Consider the following 19,480-nt stretch of genomic DNA (forward strand, 5'->3'; position numbering starts at 1 on the left):
ACATTATATATCAAAACAAATCGGTGCTAGTCCATCCTCGCTAAAGCTTTATCCTCAAAGAGACAATACACTTTGGGTGTTTTTGCCCATCCCCCCGAAAAGGTGGAATAAGGAGTACCTCACTGAAAGATTAGGGAAGTACTCCTTAAACATCGCTTACTCTGTTTCCGATATTACGTTTAATTGGGCTAATTCTTGAATAATTGCATCCAAATCAACAGACTCTTGTTGTATATTAAACTCGTATCTTCCATAGAAGTTAATATGTTGCCATGCAACTGGGGATATTTTTTTCATAACATCCGAATCTAGAGCCTTTGTTTCTCTGTAAGCCAACATATTAGATAAAATACTGGCATTGTAATAAATAATGCAATTGGAGAGTAAGCGACTGCATTCGCCCCAAATATGTTGATCATTTTCATTTTTGAAACGTAATTTTCCAAAATTGGCAAAGGATACTGCTTTGCGTAATTTATGATAACTTTCCCCTCGATTTAATGCCTTTTGAACATTCCGGCGTAAAGGGGGAGAATCAATATAATCCAAAAAATATAGACTTCTTATGATGTTATCGTACTCCCATAAAGCACGTTTGGTTTTGTTCTTCCGTGCATAAGCGCTTAGCTTACCAATAATAATGCTTTGTGTGGTTGTTTTAACTGCAAGGGATAACATAATTCGTTGAATATTTTCCCATTCCTCTATAATAAGATTCGTATTAATCTTTCGAACTGGCTTGATCAGGTTATCTCCATATTGGCTTGGATGTTTGAATCCGTAAAGAGATTTGTTGACCTTATCGTGAATATCCTTGTAGCGAGGCGCAAACTGATAACCAAAAAAGTTCAGGATAGCAAAATTCACTTCATTGGTTCCATGTGTATCCGTGGAATGCACATCAGGCTGAATATCAGTTGTGTTGTTAAATAAAATATCAAATACATAATGACTTTCATGCTCATTGGCCCCAATAATTCGAGCATTAACAGGGATATGGTTGGCTACCATTGTGTAGGAAACAATCCCTTTACCAAGACCAAAGTATTTAGGTGAATGACGGGAATTAATGGTATTGATTCGAGTCTCAACTTTCTGCCCGTCACTACTAGAATGAATCGTCTCCCCAATGTCATAATGTTTAAAGATTGGGAGTTTGGCTATTGCATTACTGATACAATCATTCGCTTCTTTTAAAGTCTCCAGACGAATAAAGTTATCAGATGTGGCAGCCAGTAACGGATAGCTAATATCAGAAATTTCCCCCATTCTCCCTAACCCCATGTTGGTTCCCCAAGCAATCAGACAGGCGACAAGAATTCGATTGTCTTTATTCTGTTTGGCATAACGTCCCAAGATGTGCTCAAATGAGTCAAGGAATTGACAGTGCTGTTGAACAAAATGCAAGACACTCCTAATGTCTATTTGCTTTAATGTATCGTAGAATGAGTGATTAATAGATTCTGTGTCACGAGTATAAGGTAATGTCCATCGGGTATGTGAACCCCGTTTTTTGATTTGAAGATGCTCATTTTTCCCAGATGAAATACTCTGGTTAACTTTAGTAATGCGATCTTCTAATCGCTTCTCAAGCTCCACTAAATGACTATGAATGGGTTGGTTGAAAATCGTCAGACCAGTGTCAGCGATCAACATTTCTTTCTGTTCCCATTGACGATCATTGATCAGGTCATCCTCAAAACTGCGAAATCGGATACTATCACGACAAAAAATATCTCCTGCTTCCAAACGGTTGCGTAGGAGGCGATAGACTAAAAATTCATATCGATCTGCTAAAATTGTTTTTTGTTCATAGATATAACGCTTCACACCATCGGATATGAAACCATTTGGCAAATCATCTGAGTGATATTGTCCTAACGCTTTATTCTTATTAAAAGCAGTTTTCATAAAATTCACTGCTTTAATTAATGGATCATTTGGTGAAGGAGCTACGAAATCAACCTGCAAAAATATAGGTCTTAAATAACGTTTAAATCGTCGTGCCTGCTGACCAATATGTTCCCATTGGAAGGCAGTTTCATCATATTTTATATTTGTAGTAATCTGTTTGGCTACGGATTCCAGTTTCTGACGTTCCAAAATAGTAAATGCACGGTCTTGAATATCCCTAAAGGGAGTATTGGCAGGAATATGATCATCAGTGAATATTTTAAGCAGTTCCCCTGCTTTTTTGATGTCTTGATTACTCTCTGTATAGCACTCGTAAACTCGTTCTTTTGCTGCTAATTTAGCTTCATCTGCATACCCCCTTACACTATATATGAGGGTATTGATCAGGTTGTCATGCATCCGTTGATAACGATGGGATACAAAACATAACAAATAGACATAAACAATCCATACATTCAGCCGTTTGAGCTTGTAGACAGAGTAGTAACTTACTAATGAAGCATAGTACTTGATGCTTTCGTTGGAAATACCTAACTTTGGTAACAGTTCTTGAGCAAGGTAATATAAATGCTGTATTTGTTTACCACGATTCATTTCAAGCTTTATTTCAGTGGCGCTAAAGTCTTTCGGTTCGTGTTTCAGTAGTGTTATTTCATACAGCCCTGAAGAATCTTCAAGTAATCGATCTAAGGATTCCATATCATTCTGTTTTAGATGATCCTGCATCAATGAAATTAATCGGTTTTGCTCATGGGTTATTGCCTGTCCTGTCATATCTTGCATAAAACTATAGCCAGGAACAACAATGCAGTTTTCAGACAAATAATTCATGATTTCTCGAAAGATGTAAATCGGCTTACCACAAAACGCCGCAGACTTTTGAACTTTTTCCTCCATCTTACGCCGTTCTTCGGCACCGCAACTGTGGTAGTTAAATAATTTAAGAATCAATTGTTGTTGTTTTAACCTAGTGGACTTATCAATTGAACTCAAGTCATCAATTTGACTGTTGTTGAAATGTTCCTTCAGAATATATTGAAGATCCTCTTCTACCTCATGGAGGTCAAATGTAAAAAATAGTTGTCTGGCTTTGAAATAACCCAGTTGTAAAACGAAATAAGCCTTAGATTTGACAGAACGCAATGTGTGTAGCAGCTCTTTCTCTGGCTGTGAAAGAGAAAAATAAGAACAGCGATCTTCGTATGAGAAACCTGGTCTGTCATAAATGATCTTTACTTCATCTTCGCTAAGAATCCTCAACCGTTTTTGGGTAGTTGTATTATTCTCCATATTCATATTCCAATCTCAAATTCCCTGACTACTTTATAAAATGAGTTCTTTTTCAACCCAAGTAAACACATGAACTCAACGCCCGTGATCTCTTTATTTTTCCACTTCGGATAGTGAGAATCTAATAATTGGCGCTGTTCATGGGAAAGGGTCCGTAAATTAAGCTTTGGTCGTCCCAAATGTCTACCTTGAGATTTGGCGAGCGCTATGCCTTCGGCTTGGCGCTGTTTGATTTTTTTTCGTTCTTGTTCGGCCACATAAGAGAGAAGGCTTAGAAACTGATCTTCCATTAACTTTCCGATATCTCCCATCTCTCTATATTTACGACTATCAAATAACGTTTCGTTTTCCAACACGACAATATCTGCTTGAATGTTCCTTGTAATGTGTTTCCATTCATAGATAATCCCTTCGTAATCCCTCCCCAATCGATCTAGGGCATCCAGATAAAGGAGATCCCCTTTCCGCAGGATACGCTTCATCGTCTGGTAGCTGGGGCGATTAAAGTCTTTTCCACTTTGTTTATCAACAAAGATCATTCGCTCTTCGATGCCTAAAGCTAACATTTTTTTGATTTGACGTTCTTCATTCTGATCTGTAGATGAAACGCGAACATAACCGATCTTCACAATGAACTTCCTCCAGAAGATATATTTTCTTCTACTATTTTACTATATTTAGTTTCTAAAGGTATGACGATTTTAGTAAACGTTTATAAAAATATTTTCATAGATTTATAAACGCAAGAACCACCCTTTATTAGACAGGTTTTAAAAGTACACCTTTATAAACAAAAAAGAACCCAAAGAATTGAGTGTGGAATTTTTGCTCCACGTACGGACCATTTAGTTGAACAAGAGATAAATTAAATAGCTAAGGATTGTGAAGTATTTTATAATGATGAATGCTTTTTATTTTAGTCTAAAAATAAGAATAAAAGGGGTTGTTTAAAAAAAACAATAATATATTGCATATGGATAATGATTTATTGTAAAACGATAAATAAGTGAGGTGCATTTTTATGAAACGAGGAACAACTGTTTTTTTAAAGATAGCTGTTTTTCTTATTGGGATTACGGTACTCGCCTTGTGTATATTTTGGTTGCCTTGGTTAGCAAATGATACGGCAGAAATGTTTCCGGAGTTTGCTTTTTTGCAATATCCTGTATTAATCGGTTTGTATGTAACTGTGATACCATTTTTCCTTGCTCTGTATCAAGCTTTAAAACTTTTAAACTACATTGAAAATAACAATGCTTTTTCGGAATTGTCTGTAAAGGTTTTGAAATATATAAAATACTGTGCAATTACAATCAGTATCTTATATTTGATAGGGACCATCGTTCTTATGTCTCAAAACGCCTTACACCCAGGAATAGCAATTATCGGATTAACAATTATTTTTACTTCTGTTGTTATTGCAGTCTTCACTGCGGTTCTTCAGAAATTATTAAAAAACGTTTTAGATATAAAATCAGAAAATGATTTTACGGTCTGAGGTGAAACAGTGGCAATTATAATCAATATCGATGTGATGTTAGCTAAAAGAAAAATGAGTGTAACAGAACTATCTGAAAGAGTTGGAATCACAATGGCTAACCTTTCTATTTTGAAAAATGGAAAGGCTAAAGCGATTCGATTATCAACTTTAGAAGCTATTTGTAAGGCATTGGACTGTCAACCTGGGGATATTCTTGAATATCAAAGTGACATTGACAATCAAGAATCAACCATTTGATAGTTTAAACACATTAAGAAGGAATGTCATAAAATTGTTGAATTTTAACTAATGATAGTTGGCTAAAAGAGAGGAATGGACTAAATGGCTAAAGAAATGTTTGTGCAAATAAGTGATTGTAAACTATATGCTAAATTGATAGGGGAAAATAATGGAAAACCAACAATAATAATGGACGCTGGATATGGAGACTTTTCCAAGGCTTGGGATTCAGTAATTGGGGATATTTCAATGCTCTCTAATGTTCTAATTTATGATAGAGCAGGACTTGGGAAAAGTGAAACAAGTTCAAACCCCAGAACCAGCCGTGAGATGGTAAAAGAATTGAAGGAACTTCTTATTGAAGCCAATATTAAACCTCCGTACATATTAGTTGGTCACTCATTTGGTGGAGTTAATATGCGGATATATGCAACTGAATATCATAATGAAGTTTGCGGACTTGTCTTAGTTGACTCTACGCCTGAAGATTACAGAGAAAGATTTCTCCCAACGATGTCACAAGATTTTCAACAAGCATACAACAAGCAATTTGTTTATGAAGGCAATTATGATGAATTTATGGAAAGTCTAAAGCAATTAAAAGAAACCAGACTTAAATTAAATGTCCCATTAATTGTTCTTTCAGCTGGTAAGAAAGCTCATTATTCAAAGGAATCACAAGAGTTATGGAATGACATGCAGAGAGAGATTCTTGAAATATCCTCAGATGGTGAATTGGTGATTGCTGAAAACAGTGCTCATTTTATATAAAATGATGAACCAGAAGTAGTAGTTAGTGCGATAAAAAAGCTAATTGACATTTTTAAAAATTAAATTGTGGAGGATAATACTTAAACCTTAAACTCCCTCAGTTTAATACGATTTTCTCCCAACCCAAATACTCGCTATCGGGGTGCGTTAGTTTATTAAGTAATTTTATGGAAGAGGTCAGAATTTAGTTATTCCATTAAATGGCGCTATTCTTGCATAAGGAAGCGCCTTTTAACGGGGATTTGTTTTTAGGGAGATCCCTTAATCCACCTTTTCGAGGGGATGGGCAAAAACACCCAAACTATTAAATAAAAATGTTTAATTAAACCACCATAAAAAAATTATAATCTTAGCTTTATATGTTACTATTAATTACTTATGCCTTTTCTAATACCAATGCTCTTAATGGATAATTTATATTTTTTCTTTTAAAAACATATTTCTCCATATCAGGAAGATATGAATTATTTATTTTAAAAGAAATTAATTTATAACTTAACCCATTCTGTTCAACAACTTTTAAAATTCTTTCATATAAAGATGTACTATTATAAATTCGAGCAAAACCCATGTTGTGTTCCTTTTTTCCAGGGAAATTGCTCTCATTTGTAATAATCTGTTGAGCTGCATTATCATAAAGTTCATTTGTCTGATAGTTGAATATTTCCAAATATTCTCTTCCCAAAAACAAAGGTTCAATACAGCACTTTCCATTAGGAGGGAGAGTTTTACATATTAACTCCATTAGTTTTATATCTGCATCCCCTCTGAAATGTTCAAGGGCATGACCTACAACGATTTTATTAATATTATGTTTTTTAAAATCAACTTGAAAGATATCCTTTTCTAAATAAATTGTATTTAAACTATTAACTTTAGAAGATATATTAATATCATTAACAACTACTTTATTAACACTTTCTCCTATAATTGAAGCGTAGATATTATCTCCACCACCGACATCGAGAACTATATCTCTAGATGTTAGGTCCAGTACTTTGGTAGATAGATAATACCTTAGTAATCTAGTATAATTCGCTTTCTCTTTATAATTTATTAACCAATTTTCTAAATGATTTTCATCTATATGAATCGTTTCTTTATTTAAAAAGTCAGGCAATTCATGATCTAGTAAACTTTTAGGATACACATCAATTGGATCGATATTAGTTAACATAGTTTCCCCTTAACATAGTTATTTTTATAGTTATTTAACCCTGTCCTATAAATTTGTAGATAAGTGTTCTCAACACATTTCTCAGATATCTGTATTTTCATTAAGTAAACAAATGATTTTTCATCCACTATAATATTCAAGCTTTTCCAGTTTGTTTAGTATTTTTAATAAATCTATTAAATTACTAATTTTATCATCTTGATAATTTACATGTTTATTTTCGCGATCAATTAATACTCCTTTAATTTGAGCTCTTTTAGCTCCTTCAATATCATATTCTAATGAGTCACCTATTACTAATACATTAGCTGGCTCTAATTTCATTGTATTTAATACATAATTAAATGCATTATTATCTGGTTTTGCAAAACCAATTTCTTCACTAATATAGATACTTGAAATAAATTCTTCCAATCCTAACGCTTTTATTTTTTGCCTTTGTCCATCAACAGGGCCATTTGTTAATAGGGCTGTATCTATATTTTGTTCCTTCAGTTTTTCAAGCAGTGGAACAACATCTTCAAATAAATTAATTTCATTATTTGCTTTTTTCATATATATATCATTTAATTTTAATGATAATTCTGTATTTTTAACACTTAATATTTCCAATACATCTGAGTAACGTTTTAGTCGATACATATCTTTAGTTATTTTTTTCTCTGTAAATTTTTTAAATAAAGAAAGTTCTAATTCGTGGTAAATCTTCCAAAAAATACAAGTATCTATATTTGCTTTCTTTAAATGGATATTTACGCTTTGCTTAGCATTTTCCATAGCCCCTTTATAATCACAAAGGGTATCATCTAAGTCAAATATTACACATTTAATCAAATTATTTCCCCCATTCTTTTTCTTTGTAATCCCACACAACACGAAATCCAATACCAACAGTCCCAATTCGAGACCATTTCCCTCTTCTTGCTTTACAATTCAAAAAATCTATTCCTTTGTTCCATCCCCCTCCCTTTACTGTTTTTTCTAAAGATAAATTTATATCGGTAATCCCCAGATAAGGAGAATGGGGATAGTAATCATCCATACACCATTCCTCTGCATTACCTGCCATACCATACAATCCCCATTCATTTGGGGGATAACTTTTTATAGGTGTGGTAACGCCGACAAACTCACCATAATTTGCTTTTTCTATTGTTGGACACTCATTTCCCCACGGATATTTATAATTTAAATTTCCGCCTGTTGCACAATACTCCCATTCTTTTTCAAAAGGAAGTCTTCCACCTAATAAATCTGCTATGAAATGGGCACCATTCCAAGAAATTCCTACAACAGGGTGTTCTTCATAGCCTGCCTTTATTTGATAAATTTCTTTTTTATAATTATAGTAGATTGGTAAAGCTGGATTATATTCATTAATTATATAATAACTCCCATTAGTAATATTATTAAATGGCATAACATTCAATAATTTTACTAAATCAATGTTTCTAAATAATGTTGATGAAATGCATATCTCTATATCATCTGCTTTTATATAACATGAACTTTTCAACAATTCATCTCTTAAATTCTCACAAATACTTAAGTCCTTCCATTTCTTCACGTAATTTTCTTTGTATATACTGCTGATGGTCATCTGTTAACACCTTTCTCCACGAATTTAATACATCATCCGATTGCCTATAAGAAGAAAAAGTTCCTCCGAGAGTACGAAGGCTTGATTGACGTATAAAAGCTAATTGGCTAGTATCTATATCATTTTCTAGAAAACTCATAATTTTATGGAGCGTTTCTATCGGATCTAACATAATATCTTCAAGTCTAATAAAGATATGATCAAATAAATGACAATTTTGCTTCGCTAGTTGGTAACGTATCTTCCAGCTATATGTTGATAACTCTAATATATTTTCTGGATTTACAAATTCTTCAGTCATATAATTATCGATGTAATTGGTGATTGTTTCCTTGTAATTCCACAATGAGTTGTGTAGATTGCGTTTCATTACAGAAGTTATAACTGCCCTTGGATCTCTAATTAAAAATATAATTTTTAATGTTGGTAAATATTCTTTTAACCACCCAAGCTTATCAAACAACAAAGTTTCTTTAAATCCTCTTATATTATAGTCAGTAGGATTTAAGAGCCATTTTTTTAATTCATGCATAAACTCAATAACCCCAGGTTGTTCATTTAAATCAATATGAAAATGCTCTGGATTATATTCTTCCATAGTCCAAGGGATTAAGTCCTTTTCTCTAAAGATATTTGTATGCATAGATAATGGCTCATTTATTGAAGTGAAATTATTATGATATTGAATTAATTCATTTAAAAAGTTAGAACCTGAGCGATGATGACTTAAAATTAAGAATGGCCTTTTCATTAATGTCTCCTCATATCCTTTATTTTTTAATAGATTAATATATTAGATAACTTTATCATTCTATTAAGAAAACACCTTTCTGTATTTTCTTAATTTTCAGCGTACATTATTGATTAAATAGAGGGATTCATATAAATTACATAAGATTTCTTAATATTAAAACTCCAGATTTTCAATTAAGAATTAGATATGTAATTTGATAAATATTCTAATCCTTCTATCCTAATTAATATTAGCGTTACTAGTACTCTCATAATTGCTTATCCTCACAATTATTTGATATTGAATTTAAGTTATAGTCTTCATAGCATATATACTATATTTAATTAAATGATTAATATTAAGATATTATAATTTAATATTAATTGAATTGTTTTTATTCTTCGATTTTTTCGTATACATTTAAATTTAGTAATATTATTAATAGATAAATTATTGCAAGTATGTGAAAGCTCTATAACCAAAGAACGAAGTGAAAAAGGTTTTTTCCTAATCACAATCGTTAATTCCGCTTCCGAATTGGAAGTTGACCATACCAATCGACAAATAGTCGAAATGAATTAAAATGCTTAATAAACTTTTCAAATATCTAGCAGGAATTCTACCACCTTAAATTCAGAAAAATAATTATGAATTTAATTTTGTTATTCAATATATTTTTTATTTTTCAAGAAATTGATAATTTGTTTCACTGATTCCTCTATCGAATGTTTATCTGTCTCTACAATTAGGTCTGCTTTTAAAGGTGCTTCATATGGAGCATCGACCCCTGTAAATCCTTTTATTTCTCCGTTAAGGGCTTTTTTATATAGACCTTTAGGATCACGATTTTGACATTCCGTTAGACTACATTTAACATAAAGTTCTAAAAATTCCCCCTCTTTGAATAATGATCGAACCATTTGACGATCTTCTCTGTAAGGAGATATAAAAGCCACTAAAGTAATAATGCCAGCGTCTACAAAGAGCCTTGATACTTCACCGATACGACGAATATTCTCTTTACGATCTTCAGGTTGAAAACCTAAATCTTTATTCAAGCCATGGCGAATGTTATCACCATCTAAAATATAAGTATTAACTCTTTGCTTATGTAATAGTTTTTCTACTTCACTTGCCAGTGTAGATTTACCTGCACCAGATAATCCAGTAAACCATACTACCAAACTTTTATGATTATTTAATTTTTGACGATCTTCTTTTGTAATTATAGCTTCATGCCAAGTAATATTAATATTTTTCATTATACCCCCCCTTTTAAGTATATAGTTTTTAAAAACTCAAAATAACTAGAGCAGTTTAACGGACAAATATGCATGTCTGTTGTGTCGGTATATAGTACAAAAAATCCTAATTCCAAGATACAGTGATGTGTACACGTCTTCATTGGAAAAAAGGTTTAGTTTATTATAAATTTAATAAACAATTTGGTAGTAATGAAAATACAATTTAATCATGACTAAATACTTTTATTTATACTTTAGGCCACGCATACCTTGAATTAAAATTTCCGCAACTTCTGGACGTGAAAATTGCTTTGGTGGTTTCGTCCCTTTTTTTAACATCTCTCGAACTTTCGTTCCGCTCAAGTGCAGATGTTCTTTAGAATCATGTGGGCATGTCTTCTTTGATCCCATACTTTCACACTTGATACAGTAAAAAGTATGTTCAAATTTTAATATATTAATCCCTATTTCTTTCTCGTATTGGCTTATTAGATTTTGGGCCTCATAAGTACCATAGTAGCTACCAACCCCTGCATGGTCACGCCCAACAATAAAGTGTGTACAACCATAATTTTTTCGCACTAGTGCATGAAAAATCGCTTCTCTTGGACCTGCATATCGCATTGCTGCAGGATATATAACTAAACGTACTCGATTAATTGGATAGTAATTCTTAAGCAACACTTGATAGCTTTCCATACGAATATTGGCTGGAATATCATCATCTTTCGTCTCGCCAACAAGTGGATTTAATAACAAGCCATCTACTATTTCTAAAGCACATTTTTGGATATATTCATGAGCACGATGTACCGGATTTCTTGTTTGAAAACCAACAATAGTTTTCCATCCTAAATCCACAAACATCTTCCTTGTTTCACTAGGATCCTGATAAAATTGATTAAATGGTGCATGGCTAGGACGATTTAATAATGTAATAGGACCAGCTAAGTAAACCTCTCCTTTCTCGTAAATTTTTTCTACACCAGGATGTGCTTTATCATCAGTGCCATATACATTTATTGCCTCGTATCGTTTATCATATGTGTACATTTCTTCTAACTGAAGAGTTCCATAAATCACCCCATCCTCACCTTCAAGTGAAATTTCTTCTCCAATATTAAAATTTTCTGCTTCTTTTAAAGAGACAGGAAGAGTAATCGGAATGCTCCAGATAAGACTATTTGTTAGCCGCATGTCCTTAACGACGCTTAAATAATCTGCTCTTCCCATAAAGCCTGTAAGTGGGCTAAACCCACCAATAGCAATTAACTCTAAATCTGATATTGACCATTTTGAAATTCTTAAAGACTTCATATCTTTTGTTTTATCTAATAAAATTTTACGTTCTTCACCTTTTAATTCTCTGTTAACCAAAGTACCACCGTGTGGCTCTATTTGTATTAATGCCTGATTTTCTATCATAGCCTTCATTGATATCTTTCGCTCCTTGACTATAAAAATTTTAAAAATATGATAAACATAAAAATTATATAAGTTGAATTGAATACTTTTTCTTCTTGTGTTGAAATGAAAAATAACCTCAGAAAGGGTGCGGGGCAATATCACATAAATTCAAACAGGCGTATGCAAACTCCATTATGTGGAAAATACCCATTATTATTAGATGTTATAATATTTTAAAATTATTTTATTATCTAATAATTTAATTATATCAAAAGAAAGGATGGTTTTCACTATAAAACCTTTCTATTTTTTGTAAATTAATACTTCTTTTCAGTTCTCTTAACGTTCTGGGTTCCCTTCACACACCGAATCTCAAAAAATAAGACAGACTCAGGATACAAATTGAAAAGTTATCTGTTTTTTTGTTGACATACATAAATAGGGTAAGGATTTAATAAAGTATTAGAATCTAAAGGATTATATTGCATTTCCAGTTCATTACGTTCTTTACTGCGTGGTAGGCGTTTTATTTTTCACAATGATGTGCGGTTTGAAAATCGTAAAAAGAATGTGGATAATAAGAAAAAAGGAAGCGCCCCCTCAATCGCTTCCTTTTTTTATATGTGTCCCCTTTTTTATCGCCAGTTGCTTTTGAATGTAAAGTATTCCTTTTCTTAATTAAGGAGCGTAGCGCTATGCTACTTTTTGTTTGGATCCATCTTTATCATTTAAATTTGAAAGATGTCACTGTCTTTTATACCCAGGACTCGCATTTCTTCTTTTAGTGAACGCCAGGACCAAATTTTGATAGATTTAGTAGTCCTATCCCGTAAAGTGTATTGGTGCATATAATATGATTCTTCATTTTTCTCATTGTTAATCCTCTGTTTTTATTTAATTCATTAAAGTCTCGTAGATGTGTAAAAATTACATATTAATTGGTGGGTTTCAGACTTTATTTGCTATGAATCGTTTATAGTAATTCGTAATATCTTTTTAAGGATAAGTTAGATTTAAATCCTATTTGTTGCATGACTTGTTCAGATGTAGTGTTCCCTTGAATAATCTTTAAAATAAAGGTGTTCCGAAAATGTTGAGCAGAAATTCCCTTTCGGAGATTAGCACGTTTCACTTCTAAACGGATCCTTTTTTGTATTGAGATTTCAGTTAGAAACTTTGGTGCATCATCCTCATAACTCCAATGATATGTCCCACGTGTAAAATCAAAAGCACTAACCAGCGGATCATTGCTGTGATATTTAGGGCGTACAGGTTCAGGGATAGTTTTATAGTAATTATATAAGTGTAATTTATCTTCTTTCTTCAAATGAATGGTTCTATTTACTTTTGAGTCTTCAGGAATGGATAAAGTATTATTTTCGAAATGGACGTGTTGGTCGTTGTTTTTCTGTAAGGCCTTCAAGTGAAGAAATAACGTCTTTTAAGCGTATCTCTTCCTGGAAAGAAACGAAATCTTCCCTACGTAATGCCCGATTAGGTGGTTCTATATGAATAATCCCTTCAATGGGACTTGGTAAATCTAAGTATTCGTACAACCTATTTAAGACAATATATATGCGGTGTATAGTTTTATCGGAGTACTGACAATCTTCCTTCAAATATTTGAAAAGGCTTCAAACTCTTTTTTATGAAGCGAGTCAAAAAGATTATTTTCAGTGATTTTTTTTGATTGGTGCAGCCATTGAATGAAACTTTCTACATCATATATAGCGTTTAATTGTTGAAGGTTTTCTTCCCTTATTTAATAAAAAAGAAGAGAAGCCTTCTATTGTATTTTTGGTCTCTTTTGTAGTCATGCTATATTTTTCATTCCTTATCCTCATACCTTTTGACTACTCTGTAAAATGTAGGACTTGTCATATTGCACTTCTTCATGGCGTATAGCGCTGTGATCTTTCCATGTTTCCAATCGTTATATGCATCGATAAATTCCTGAGTTATTTCAGTTTTGGGTCTACCCAAATGCTTTCCTTTTTTCTTTGCAGATTCAATACCTTCACGTTGACGAGTTTTTATTTTAGTTCGTTCTTCTTCAGCAAGCCAGGACAAGATTTGGAGTACCAAATCAGTAATAAGATTTCCTAAACTATCTTTGTATTGAGTTGTATCTAGAAGTGGCATATCTAATACAACAATATGAGCTTGTATATTTTGTGTGATATTTTTCCACTCCTGGAGGATAGCTTCTTTATTTCTGCCGAAACGATCTAAGGAATGAATATATAAAATATCATCTTTTCTTAACATGCGTTTTACGAGTTGATATTGATCACGGTTAAAATCTTTTCCGCTTTGTTTGTCGATAAAAATATCTCGTTCGTCAGTGATGAGTTGTTTCATTGCTTCAAGCTGCCGATCTTCATTTTGATCTCTACTACTAACCCTTATATATCCGAATTTTCTTGTATTCAAAATAAATAGACATCCCTTCAATAGTGTTTCTAATGAAATTATAACAAAAAATACTTCAAAAGATATCGCTAATTATTTAGTAATTCAAAAGTGTGTTTTTAAACCTTTTGAAGCACTAAATTCAGTAGAGTTTACGGCGCTAAAAAAGGTGTACCTTTTGAAACACTTAAAAAGCATTAAGGATTCCAATTTAAAAATCAAGAATTATTAGTATAAGTTGGTATCATAAATTTCTATAAAATATCGCATTATAAATAATGTGGAAATTAACCTTGTGTTTCTTTTTACGATTTTTTATAGGGGGGGACAAAATTGAATATACTTAACTTTTTGATGTCATCATTGAATTATAGGGAAATAATCCAAAGAATACTTGAGTTATTCGGAAATAAAAAGAAGAACAATAAAGGATGGATTTGGGCTTCTTTACTAGGATTAGGAACAGTTTTAGGGTTATTGGCAACACGTAATTCAAGTATGATGAAACCTATAAAACATACGTTCCAAGGTTTTCAAAATAAAACAAGTTCATTTATTCCATCCAAAGTAAATTTAGCAAATATGGAATTTGCTGATGAAATTACGCCTAACAACCAAGAGAGACATGGTAACCAAACTAATAATCACCACCATTACAAGACACAAATCCCATCAAAACAACAGTAAATAGATAGCCGGTTCTTTATCTTACAGGGAACCGGTTCATTTATGTCTAAATGTACAATCTTCTTTTTAGAAATAGTAATCCCTAATAAACCCTTAAAGTAATCATTAATTCATACAAAAAAACTACAAATTATCATTATATATTTTTATATCTTTAATAAAAATGAGGATACTACATTATGAAGAAATTTTTAAAGTTTAGCTTGGTAGGAATATTAAATACACTTATCACAATGATTAGCTACATAGCTTTAGTTAATATTGGTATAAATTACCTTATCGCTAACTGCTTTGCATATTTAATTGGTGTTATTAACAGTTATTATTGGAATAAAAATTGGGTTTTTGAATTTAAAAATAAAAAGGTATCATTATTTTTAAAATTTCTAACCGTAAATTTAATTGTATTAATTTTTAACACAATTATCTTATTCATATTAGTTGATAAACTTTTTATCAATAAGTTTATCTCACAACTTTTTTCTATCAGTGTTGGCATGATAATGAATTTTTCTCTTCATAAACTTTGGACATTCAACAAACAAAATCATTTGCAATAATTCAACCAATCCCTACTACAAGGAGGATAAAAGCTTGGAGAAACTTATTTCAATTATCGTTCCTATGTATTTTGAAGAAGAAGTAGCACAAGAATGCTATAATTGTTTAAAATCTGTTATGCTACAAAATAATATTAATTATGAATTTATCTTTGTAAATGATGGTAGTACCGATCGAACGATTGAAATTTTAAAAGGTATTTCAGCCGAAGATTCTCGTGCTAAAATCATAAACTTTGCTCGTAATTTTGGACATCAAATAGCTGTAACAGCAGGAATTGATGTTGCTAAAGGTGATGCTATGGTCATCATTGATGCTGATTTACAGGATCCACCTGAAGTCATCCCAGAACTTATCGCGAAATGGGAAGAAGGTTATGAGGTTGTTTACGCAAAAAGAAAACGGCGTGAGGGTGAAACTTGGTTTAAACTTGTAACAGCTAAATATTTCTACCGCTTCTTAAATGTCATGTCTGATATTAATATTCCTAAAGACGCAGGTGACTTCCGTCTTATTGATTGTAAAGTAGCAGATGTATTCAAACAAATGACAGAACGAAATCGTTTCGTACGTGGAATGATGTCTTGGATTGGATTCCGCCAAACATATATCGAATACGTAAGAAATGAACGTTTTGCGGGTGAAACAAAATATCCCTTAAAGAAAATGATGAGATTTGCCTCAGATGGTATTATTGCATTTTCTACAAAGCCATTAAGAATGGTTATGACTTTAGGTTTAATTTCTGTATTAATTTCTATTGCAGTTTTAATATACTCAGTTATTGTTAAATTTATTGGACAAGACATTCAAACTGGATGGGCTTCTCTTATGGTTGCTATCACATTCTTCAGTGGCGTGCAACTTCTTGGTCTTGGTATTGTCAGTCAATATATCGCTCGTATTTATGACGAAAGTAAGAATCGACCAATCTATGTTGTAAAAGAGACTGTCAATATAGAAGAGGATATAGCTGTAGACGATAAAGACAAATTGAAAAAATCTTAAATATACTAAAAAGAATTGTAGCACGTGGTTTTCACTGCCATAATTCTTTTCTTTATTTAGATTAAATAATGTCTACAATCTAGTCTTTGAGCGACTTAACTGTTAAGAATTTTCTTTTTTATAAAACTAATCAAAATCAAGAAATAGATTCATTTTCCTCTGGTATTCTTCCCTCTTCTACGCTTAAGTGTATACAAGAATTTTCTTATTTACAAAAAAATCATAACATCTTATTAACCAGGGATAATTTCTTTCGTTTAGGAAATTTTATAAATAAACTTTTTGAAATTTTTTGAGGTGCCTTCAATGTTTTTAAACCAGAATAACAAAGAAATAAAGTTACTTGTTTTTGCAGCAATCATACTCATTCTTTATTTGTCTCCTTTATTTATTCTTGGAGAAAATGCGCATATTCGCGTTCATGATAATCTTGATTCCAATTTGTCCTGGTATAAGGTTTTGGCAAAGAGCGGAGAGATAATAGGTCCAATTGATGCTACCATTCCACAGGTGATAAACAATCAATTGTCAAGAAACGCATTTAGTACGGAATTTAGTGGTATCGTTTGGTTGTATGCTTTTTTTCCAAATATGGTTGCGTATGCATTAAGTCAAACGATTACAAGAGTGGTTGCGTTTATAGGGATGTATGTTCTTTTAAAACAACATTTTTTACCTAGAGAGGAATGGAGGATCATTGCAGTAGGAGTTTCATTAGCTTTTGCACTTACTCCTTTCTGGCCTTCAGGAATGCTTAGTACTCTCGGAATGCCTCTTGCACTTTGGGCATTTTTAAATATTCGAAAAGGAGAAAGGTCGTGGAAGAACTATTTCGTACTCACTCTTATTCCTCTATATTCGAGTATTGTTTTAGGTTTTTTCTTTTTTTTAAGTGGAATGGGAGTCCTTTGGTTAGTGGACTTAGTAATAAAAAAAGAATGGAACTTTCGTTTTCTTTTTTCAATTATTTATATGACGCTCATTTACATGATTGTAGAATATCGCATAGTATCTTCCTTCTTTTTATCTACTGCACCTAACAGTAGAGATGAATATTTTCATGCAAGATTATCGTTATGGCGGTCTCTCCGCCTCACATTGAAAAATTTCCTTTTCGGACATACTCATGTCATGACAGTCCATACATTTGTTATTTTACCTGTCATACTTATTGCGATGTATTTTATCATTACTAAGAAACAATGGAAGCAAGAAAAAGTCTTTGTTTTTTTGTTTTGGTTTAACATAGCGTTGTCAATTTGGTATGCTTTTTGGTTTTATAAAGGTTGGCTTCCATTAACAAAACGTTTTCACATTTTAGATACATTTAATTTTGCACGTTATCATTTTTTACGCCCGTTAGTTATCTATGTTTTATTCGCTCTTGGATTAAAAGTTTTATGGTTACAAGGGAAAATATGGAGACACGCTGTAACAGGCTTTGTGGTAGCTCAAATTATTTTGTTAAGCTTTTTTAATGAAGAACTTATTTTTCAAAATAAACCTTCAGTAAAGGAATTTTTTGCAGAAGAACAATTCCAGGAGATAAAAGAGTATATCGATTTACCTTTGGAACAGTACCGTGTCGCTAGTATTGGTTTACATCCTGCTATCGCTCAGTACAATGGATTCTACACACTTGATACATATAATAATTTTTATCCTCTATCATATAAATATGAATTTCGAAAAATAATCGAGAAGGAACTAGCGAAGAATAAAACGATTCGTACGTATTTTGACGAATGGGGTGGCCGCTGTTATATTTTCACCGATGAACTTGGAAAACACTATATGTTTACAAAAAAATCAAACAAACGCTTAAGAAATGCAGAACTAAATATAGAACACTTCAAAAAAATGGATGGTCGTTACATACTTTCTGCTGTTCCAATTGAAAATGCAGCAGAAAACAATTTATCTCTTGAAAAAATATTTACATCAAACACATCCGCTTGGAAAATTCATTTATATAAAGCAATATAGATAATTGAAATAGATTGCCTCTCTCGATGTAAAATAATAAATTGAACTACTCACCATAAAAATTGCGCCTAGATATATCTAGGCGCAATTTTTATGAAACATTATTTTTGATTTGCTTATGAACCACTTTATTATAGCAACCATGTTTTACTACTTGCCTAAAATCATCTACTTCACTTCCCATTATCTCTGTAATATCAACAACAATTGTATTCTGTAGAACACTCACTACATATCCGGTTAATTGTAAATTAGGATTTTTACGAGATAAAAATTGAACATAATCCCCAATTGTTACTTTTGTTTTATGCTCCATTTGGTACCCCCTGAATCATCATAAATTATATGTTAGGTTTCCCTTTTTTTACTTCTTCATACTGTTTGGCAAGTTTATAAAATGAAAGATACTTAATATCATGTTTCTTCATAGCTTCTACTCCATTAATTGCATCACAAAATTTTAGTTAGTAAATTAGAGATATATACTTTATTTATGTTTCTGCTATATTTAAAGGGCTTTTTTCTAATACAATAAGAAAAGCAAAAAGAACTTGTAGGAATCCCTACAAGTTCTTTTTTAGATAATGTAAAAAATTTAACACAAACTATCTCATAATTTGAATCGGAGCAAACACTATAACCACGGGTTGATTTTATTATATACCAAATCTTAACGTATGCACTTTTAATGTTTGAAAATTTTGTGAATTCATCATAGGAGAATAAATAACGATCTTAACCCCTGAAAATCCTAATTTATTATTTCGAACAAAACGTTTTAAATCAATATTTATATCGTAATAATTTATAAAAATATAAGTATAGGTAAATAGAGAAGAATGGTGCATTCTTACAGAAAAATATATAATGACATTCAGGATTAATTAACTATAAGGGGTCCCGCCAACCAAATGACATAAAACCCACGCTAAGACATTTTTTGGAAGGTAAAAAGCCGATTTTCCCACGT

General features: G+C 32.0%; 16 protein-coding genes and 2 pseudogenes. 7 read left to right on the forward strand and 11 right to left on the reverse strand.

What is annotated here, in order from left to right; genetic code table 11:
• Window positions 1-156 precede the first annotated feature (156 nt).
• On the reverse strand, window positions 157-3,204 hold the full coding sequence (locus PDQ68_RS27205; RefSeq protein ID WP_061130348.1) for a Tn3 family transposase: 3,048 nt from the start codon (window positions 3,202-3,204) through the stop codon (window positions 157-159).
• Window positions 3,205-3,206: 2 nt separating this feature from the next.
• Window positions 3,207-3,833 (reverse strand): recombinase family protein, encoded by a 627-nt coding sequence (locus PDQ68_RS27210; protein WP_000690664.1) that lies wholly within the window; start codon window positions 3,831-3,833, stop codon window positions 3,207-3,209.
• 392 nt (window positions 3,834-4,225) lie between these two features.
• Here PDQ68_RS27210 and PDQ68_RS27215 point away from each other — a divergent pair, with 392 nt between their 5' ends.
• From PDQ68_RS27215 to PDQ68_RS27225, 3 genes and pseudogenes are all read left to right on the forward strand, one after another.
• Entirely contained in the window at window positions 4,226-4,702 is a 477-nt protein-coding gene (locus PDQ68_RS27215; RefSeq protein WP_000820334.1) for a DUF2975 domain-containing protein, read from the forward strand.
• A gap of 9 nt (window positions 4,703-4,711) precedes the next feature.
• Complete coding sequence (locus PDQ68_RS27220) at window positions 4,712-4,942, forward strand: helix-turn-helix domain-containing protein (RefSeq protein WP_000974627.1); 231 nt, start codon at window positions 4,712-4,714, stop codon at window positions 4,940-4,942.
• A gap of 84 nt (window positions 4,943-5,026) precedes the next feature.
• Window positions 5,027-5,692, forward strand: a pseudogene (locus PDQ68_RS27225) (alpha/beta fold hydrolase); the annotation flags it as partial.
• A 379-nt stretch (window positions 5,693-6,071) separates the two neighbouring features.
• Here the strand turns inward: PDQ68_RS27225 and PDQ68_RS27230 are convergent.
• The 8 genes and pseudogenes from PDQ68_RS27230 to PDQ68_RS27265 all read right to left on the reverse strand — a co-directional run bounded on the left by PDQ68_RS27230 (window position 6,072) and on the right by PDQ68_RS27265 (window position 14,289).
• Window positions 6,072-6,872 (reverse strand): hypothetical protein, encoded by an 801-nt coding sequence (locus PDQ68_RS27230; protein ID WP_000957125.1) that lies wholly within the window; start codon window positions 6,870-6,872, stop codon window positions 6,072-6,074.
• 120 nt (window positions 6,873-6,992) lie between these two features.
• Window positions 6,993-7,706: an HAD family hydrolase gene (locus tag PDQ68_RS27235; RefSeq protein ID WP_270787128.1), complete on the reverse strand. Its 714-nt coding sequence runs from the start codon at window positions 7,704-7,706 to the stop codon at window positions 6,993-6,995.
• Between the two features lies 1 nt (window position 7,707).
• Window positions 7,708-8,472 carry a formylglycine-generating enzyme family protein gene (locus PDQ68_RS27240; protein WP_270787130.1) on the reverse strand — a complete coding sequence of 255 codons (765 nt, stop codon included), beginning with the start codon at window positions 8,470-8,472 and terminating at the stop codon, window positions 7,708-7,710.
• Complete coding sequence (locus PDQ68_RS27245) at window positions 8,408-9,223, reverse strand: sulfotransferase (RefSeq protein WP_000828356.1); 816 nt, start codon at window positions 9,221-9,223, stop codon at window positions 8,408-8,410. The genes PDQ68_RS27240 and PDQ68_RS27245 overlap by 65 nt, the downstream gene beginning before the upstream one ends.
• Window positions 9,224-9,867: 644 nt before the next feature.
• Complete coding sequence (gene cysC / locus PDQ68_RS27250; protein WP_002073964.1) at window positions 9,868-10,470, reverse strand: adenylyl-sulfate kinase; 603 nt, start codon at window positions 10,468-10,470, stop codon at window positions 9,868-9,870.
• A gap of 222 nt (window positions 10,471-10,692) precedes the next feature.
• On the reverse strand, window positions 10,693-11,883 hold the full coding sequence (gene sat, locus PDQ68_RS27255; protein ID WP_000646391.1) for a sulfate adenylyltransferase: 1,191 nt from the start codon (window positions 11,881-11,883) through the stop codon (window positions 10,693-10,695).
• 921 nt (window positions 11,884-12,804) lie between these two features.
• Window positions 12,805-13,673, reverse strand: a pseudogene (locus PDQ68_RS27260) (phage integrase N-terminal SAM-like domain-containing protein).
• A gap of 10 nt (window positions 13,674-13,683) precedes the next feature.
• Window positions 13,684-14,289 (reverse strand): recombinase family protein, encoded by a 606-nt coding sequence (locus tag PDQ68_RS27265; protein ID WP_001097387.1) that lies wholly within the window; start codon window positions 14,287-14,289, stop codon window positions 13,684-13,686.
• Between the two features lie 312 nt (window positions 14,290-14,601).
• Here PDQ68_RS27265 and PDQ68_RS27270 point away from each other — a divergent pair, with 312 nt between their 5' ends.
• The 4 genes from PDQ68_RS27270 (at window position 14,602) to PDQ68_RS27285 (ending at window position 18,510) form a co-directional block, all read left to right on the forward strand.
• Complete coding sequence (locus PDQ68_RS27270; protein WP_001023789.1) at window positions 14,602-14,955, forward strand: hypothetical protein; 354 nt, start codon at window positions 14,602-14,604, stop codon at window positions 14,953-14,955.
• Window positions 14,956-15,134: 179 nt separating this feature from the next.
• Entirely contained in the window at window positions 15,135-15,515 is a 381-nt protein-coding gene (locus PDQ68_RS27275; RefSeq protein WP_000714042.1) for a GtrA family protein, read from the forward strand.
• A 34-nt stretch (window positions 15,516-15,549) separates the two neighbouring features.
• Window positions 15,550-16,524, forward strand: coding sequence for a glycosyltransferase family 2 protein (locus tag PDQ68_RS27280; protein WP_000413109.1), 975 nt, complete (start codon window positions 15,550-15,552; stop codon window positions 16,522-16,524).
• A gap of 306 nt (window positions 16,525-16,830) precedes the next feature.
• The gene (locus PDQ68_RS27285) at window positions 16,831-18,510 is read left to right on the forward strand and encodes a DUF6044 family protein (protein WP_000479588.1); all 1,680 of its coding nucleotides are present in this window, start codon (window positions 16,831-16,833) and stop codon (window positions 18,508-18,510) included.
• A gap of 91 nt (window positions 18,511-18,601) precedes the next feature.
• Here PDQ68_RS27285 and PDQ68_RS27290 read toward each other — a convergent pair whose 3' ends face one another.
• Window positions 18,602-18,826 carry a DUF2187 family protein gene (locus PDQ68_RS27290; protein ID WP_000400418.1) on the reverse strand — a complete coding sequence of 75 codons (225 nt, stop codon included), beginning with the start codon at window positions 18,824-18,826 and terminating at the stop codon, window positions 18,602-18,604.
• Window positions 18,827-19,480 lie beyond the last annotated feature (654 nt).

Source organism: Bacillus cereus group sp. Bc010, assembly GCF_027716745.1.
Taxonomy (GTDB): domain Bacteria; phylum Bacillota; class Bacilli; order Bacillales; family Bacillaceae_G; genus Bacillus_A; species Bacillus_A pacificus.

What these genes read in the sequence shown, in the direction of transcription:
- sat (WP_000646391.1), bottom strand. Translation starts at nt 11,883, where the DNA reads ATGAAGGCTATGATAGAAAATCAGGCATTAATACAAATAGAGCCACAC.
- PDQ68_RS27215 (WP_000820334.1), top strand. Translation starts at nt 4,226, where the DNA reads ATGAAACGAGGAACAACTGTTTTTTTAAAGATAGCTGTTTTTCTTATT.
- PDQ68_RS27240 (WP_270787130.1), bottom strand. Translation starts at nt 8,472, where the DNA reads ATGACCATCAGCAGTATATACAAAGAAAATTACGTGAAGAAATGGAAG.
- PDQ68_RS27245 (WP_000828356.1), bottom strand. Translation starts at nt 9,223, where the DNA reads ATGAAAAGGCCATTCTTAATTTTAAGTCATCATCGCTCAGGTTCTAAC.
- PDQ68_RS27275 (WP_000714042.1), top strand. Translation starts at nt 15,135, where the DNA reads ATGAAGAAATTTTTAAAGTTTAGCTTGGTAGGAATATTAAATACACTT.
- PDQ68_RS27285 (WP_000479588.1), top strand. Translation starts at nt 16,831, where the DNA reads ATGTTTTTAAACCAGAATAACAAAGAAATAAAGTTACTTGTTTTTGCA.
- PDQ68_RS27290 (WP_000400418.1), bottom strand. Translation starts at nt 18,826, where the DNA reads ATGGAGCATAAAACAAAAGTAACAATTGGGGATTATGTTCAATTTTTA.
- PDQ68_RS27230 (WP_000957125.1), bottom strand. Translation starts at nt 6,872, where the DNA reads ATGTTAACTAATATCGATCCAATTGATGTGTATCCTAAAAGTTTACTA.
- PDQ68_RS27205 (WP_061130348.1), bottom strand. Translation starts at nt 3,204, where the DNA reads ATGGAGAATAATACAACTACCCAAAAACGGTTGAGGATTCTTAGCGAA.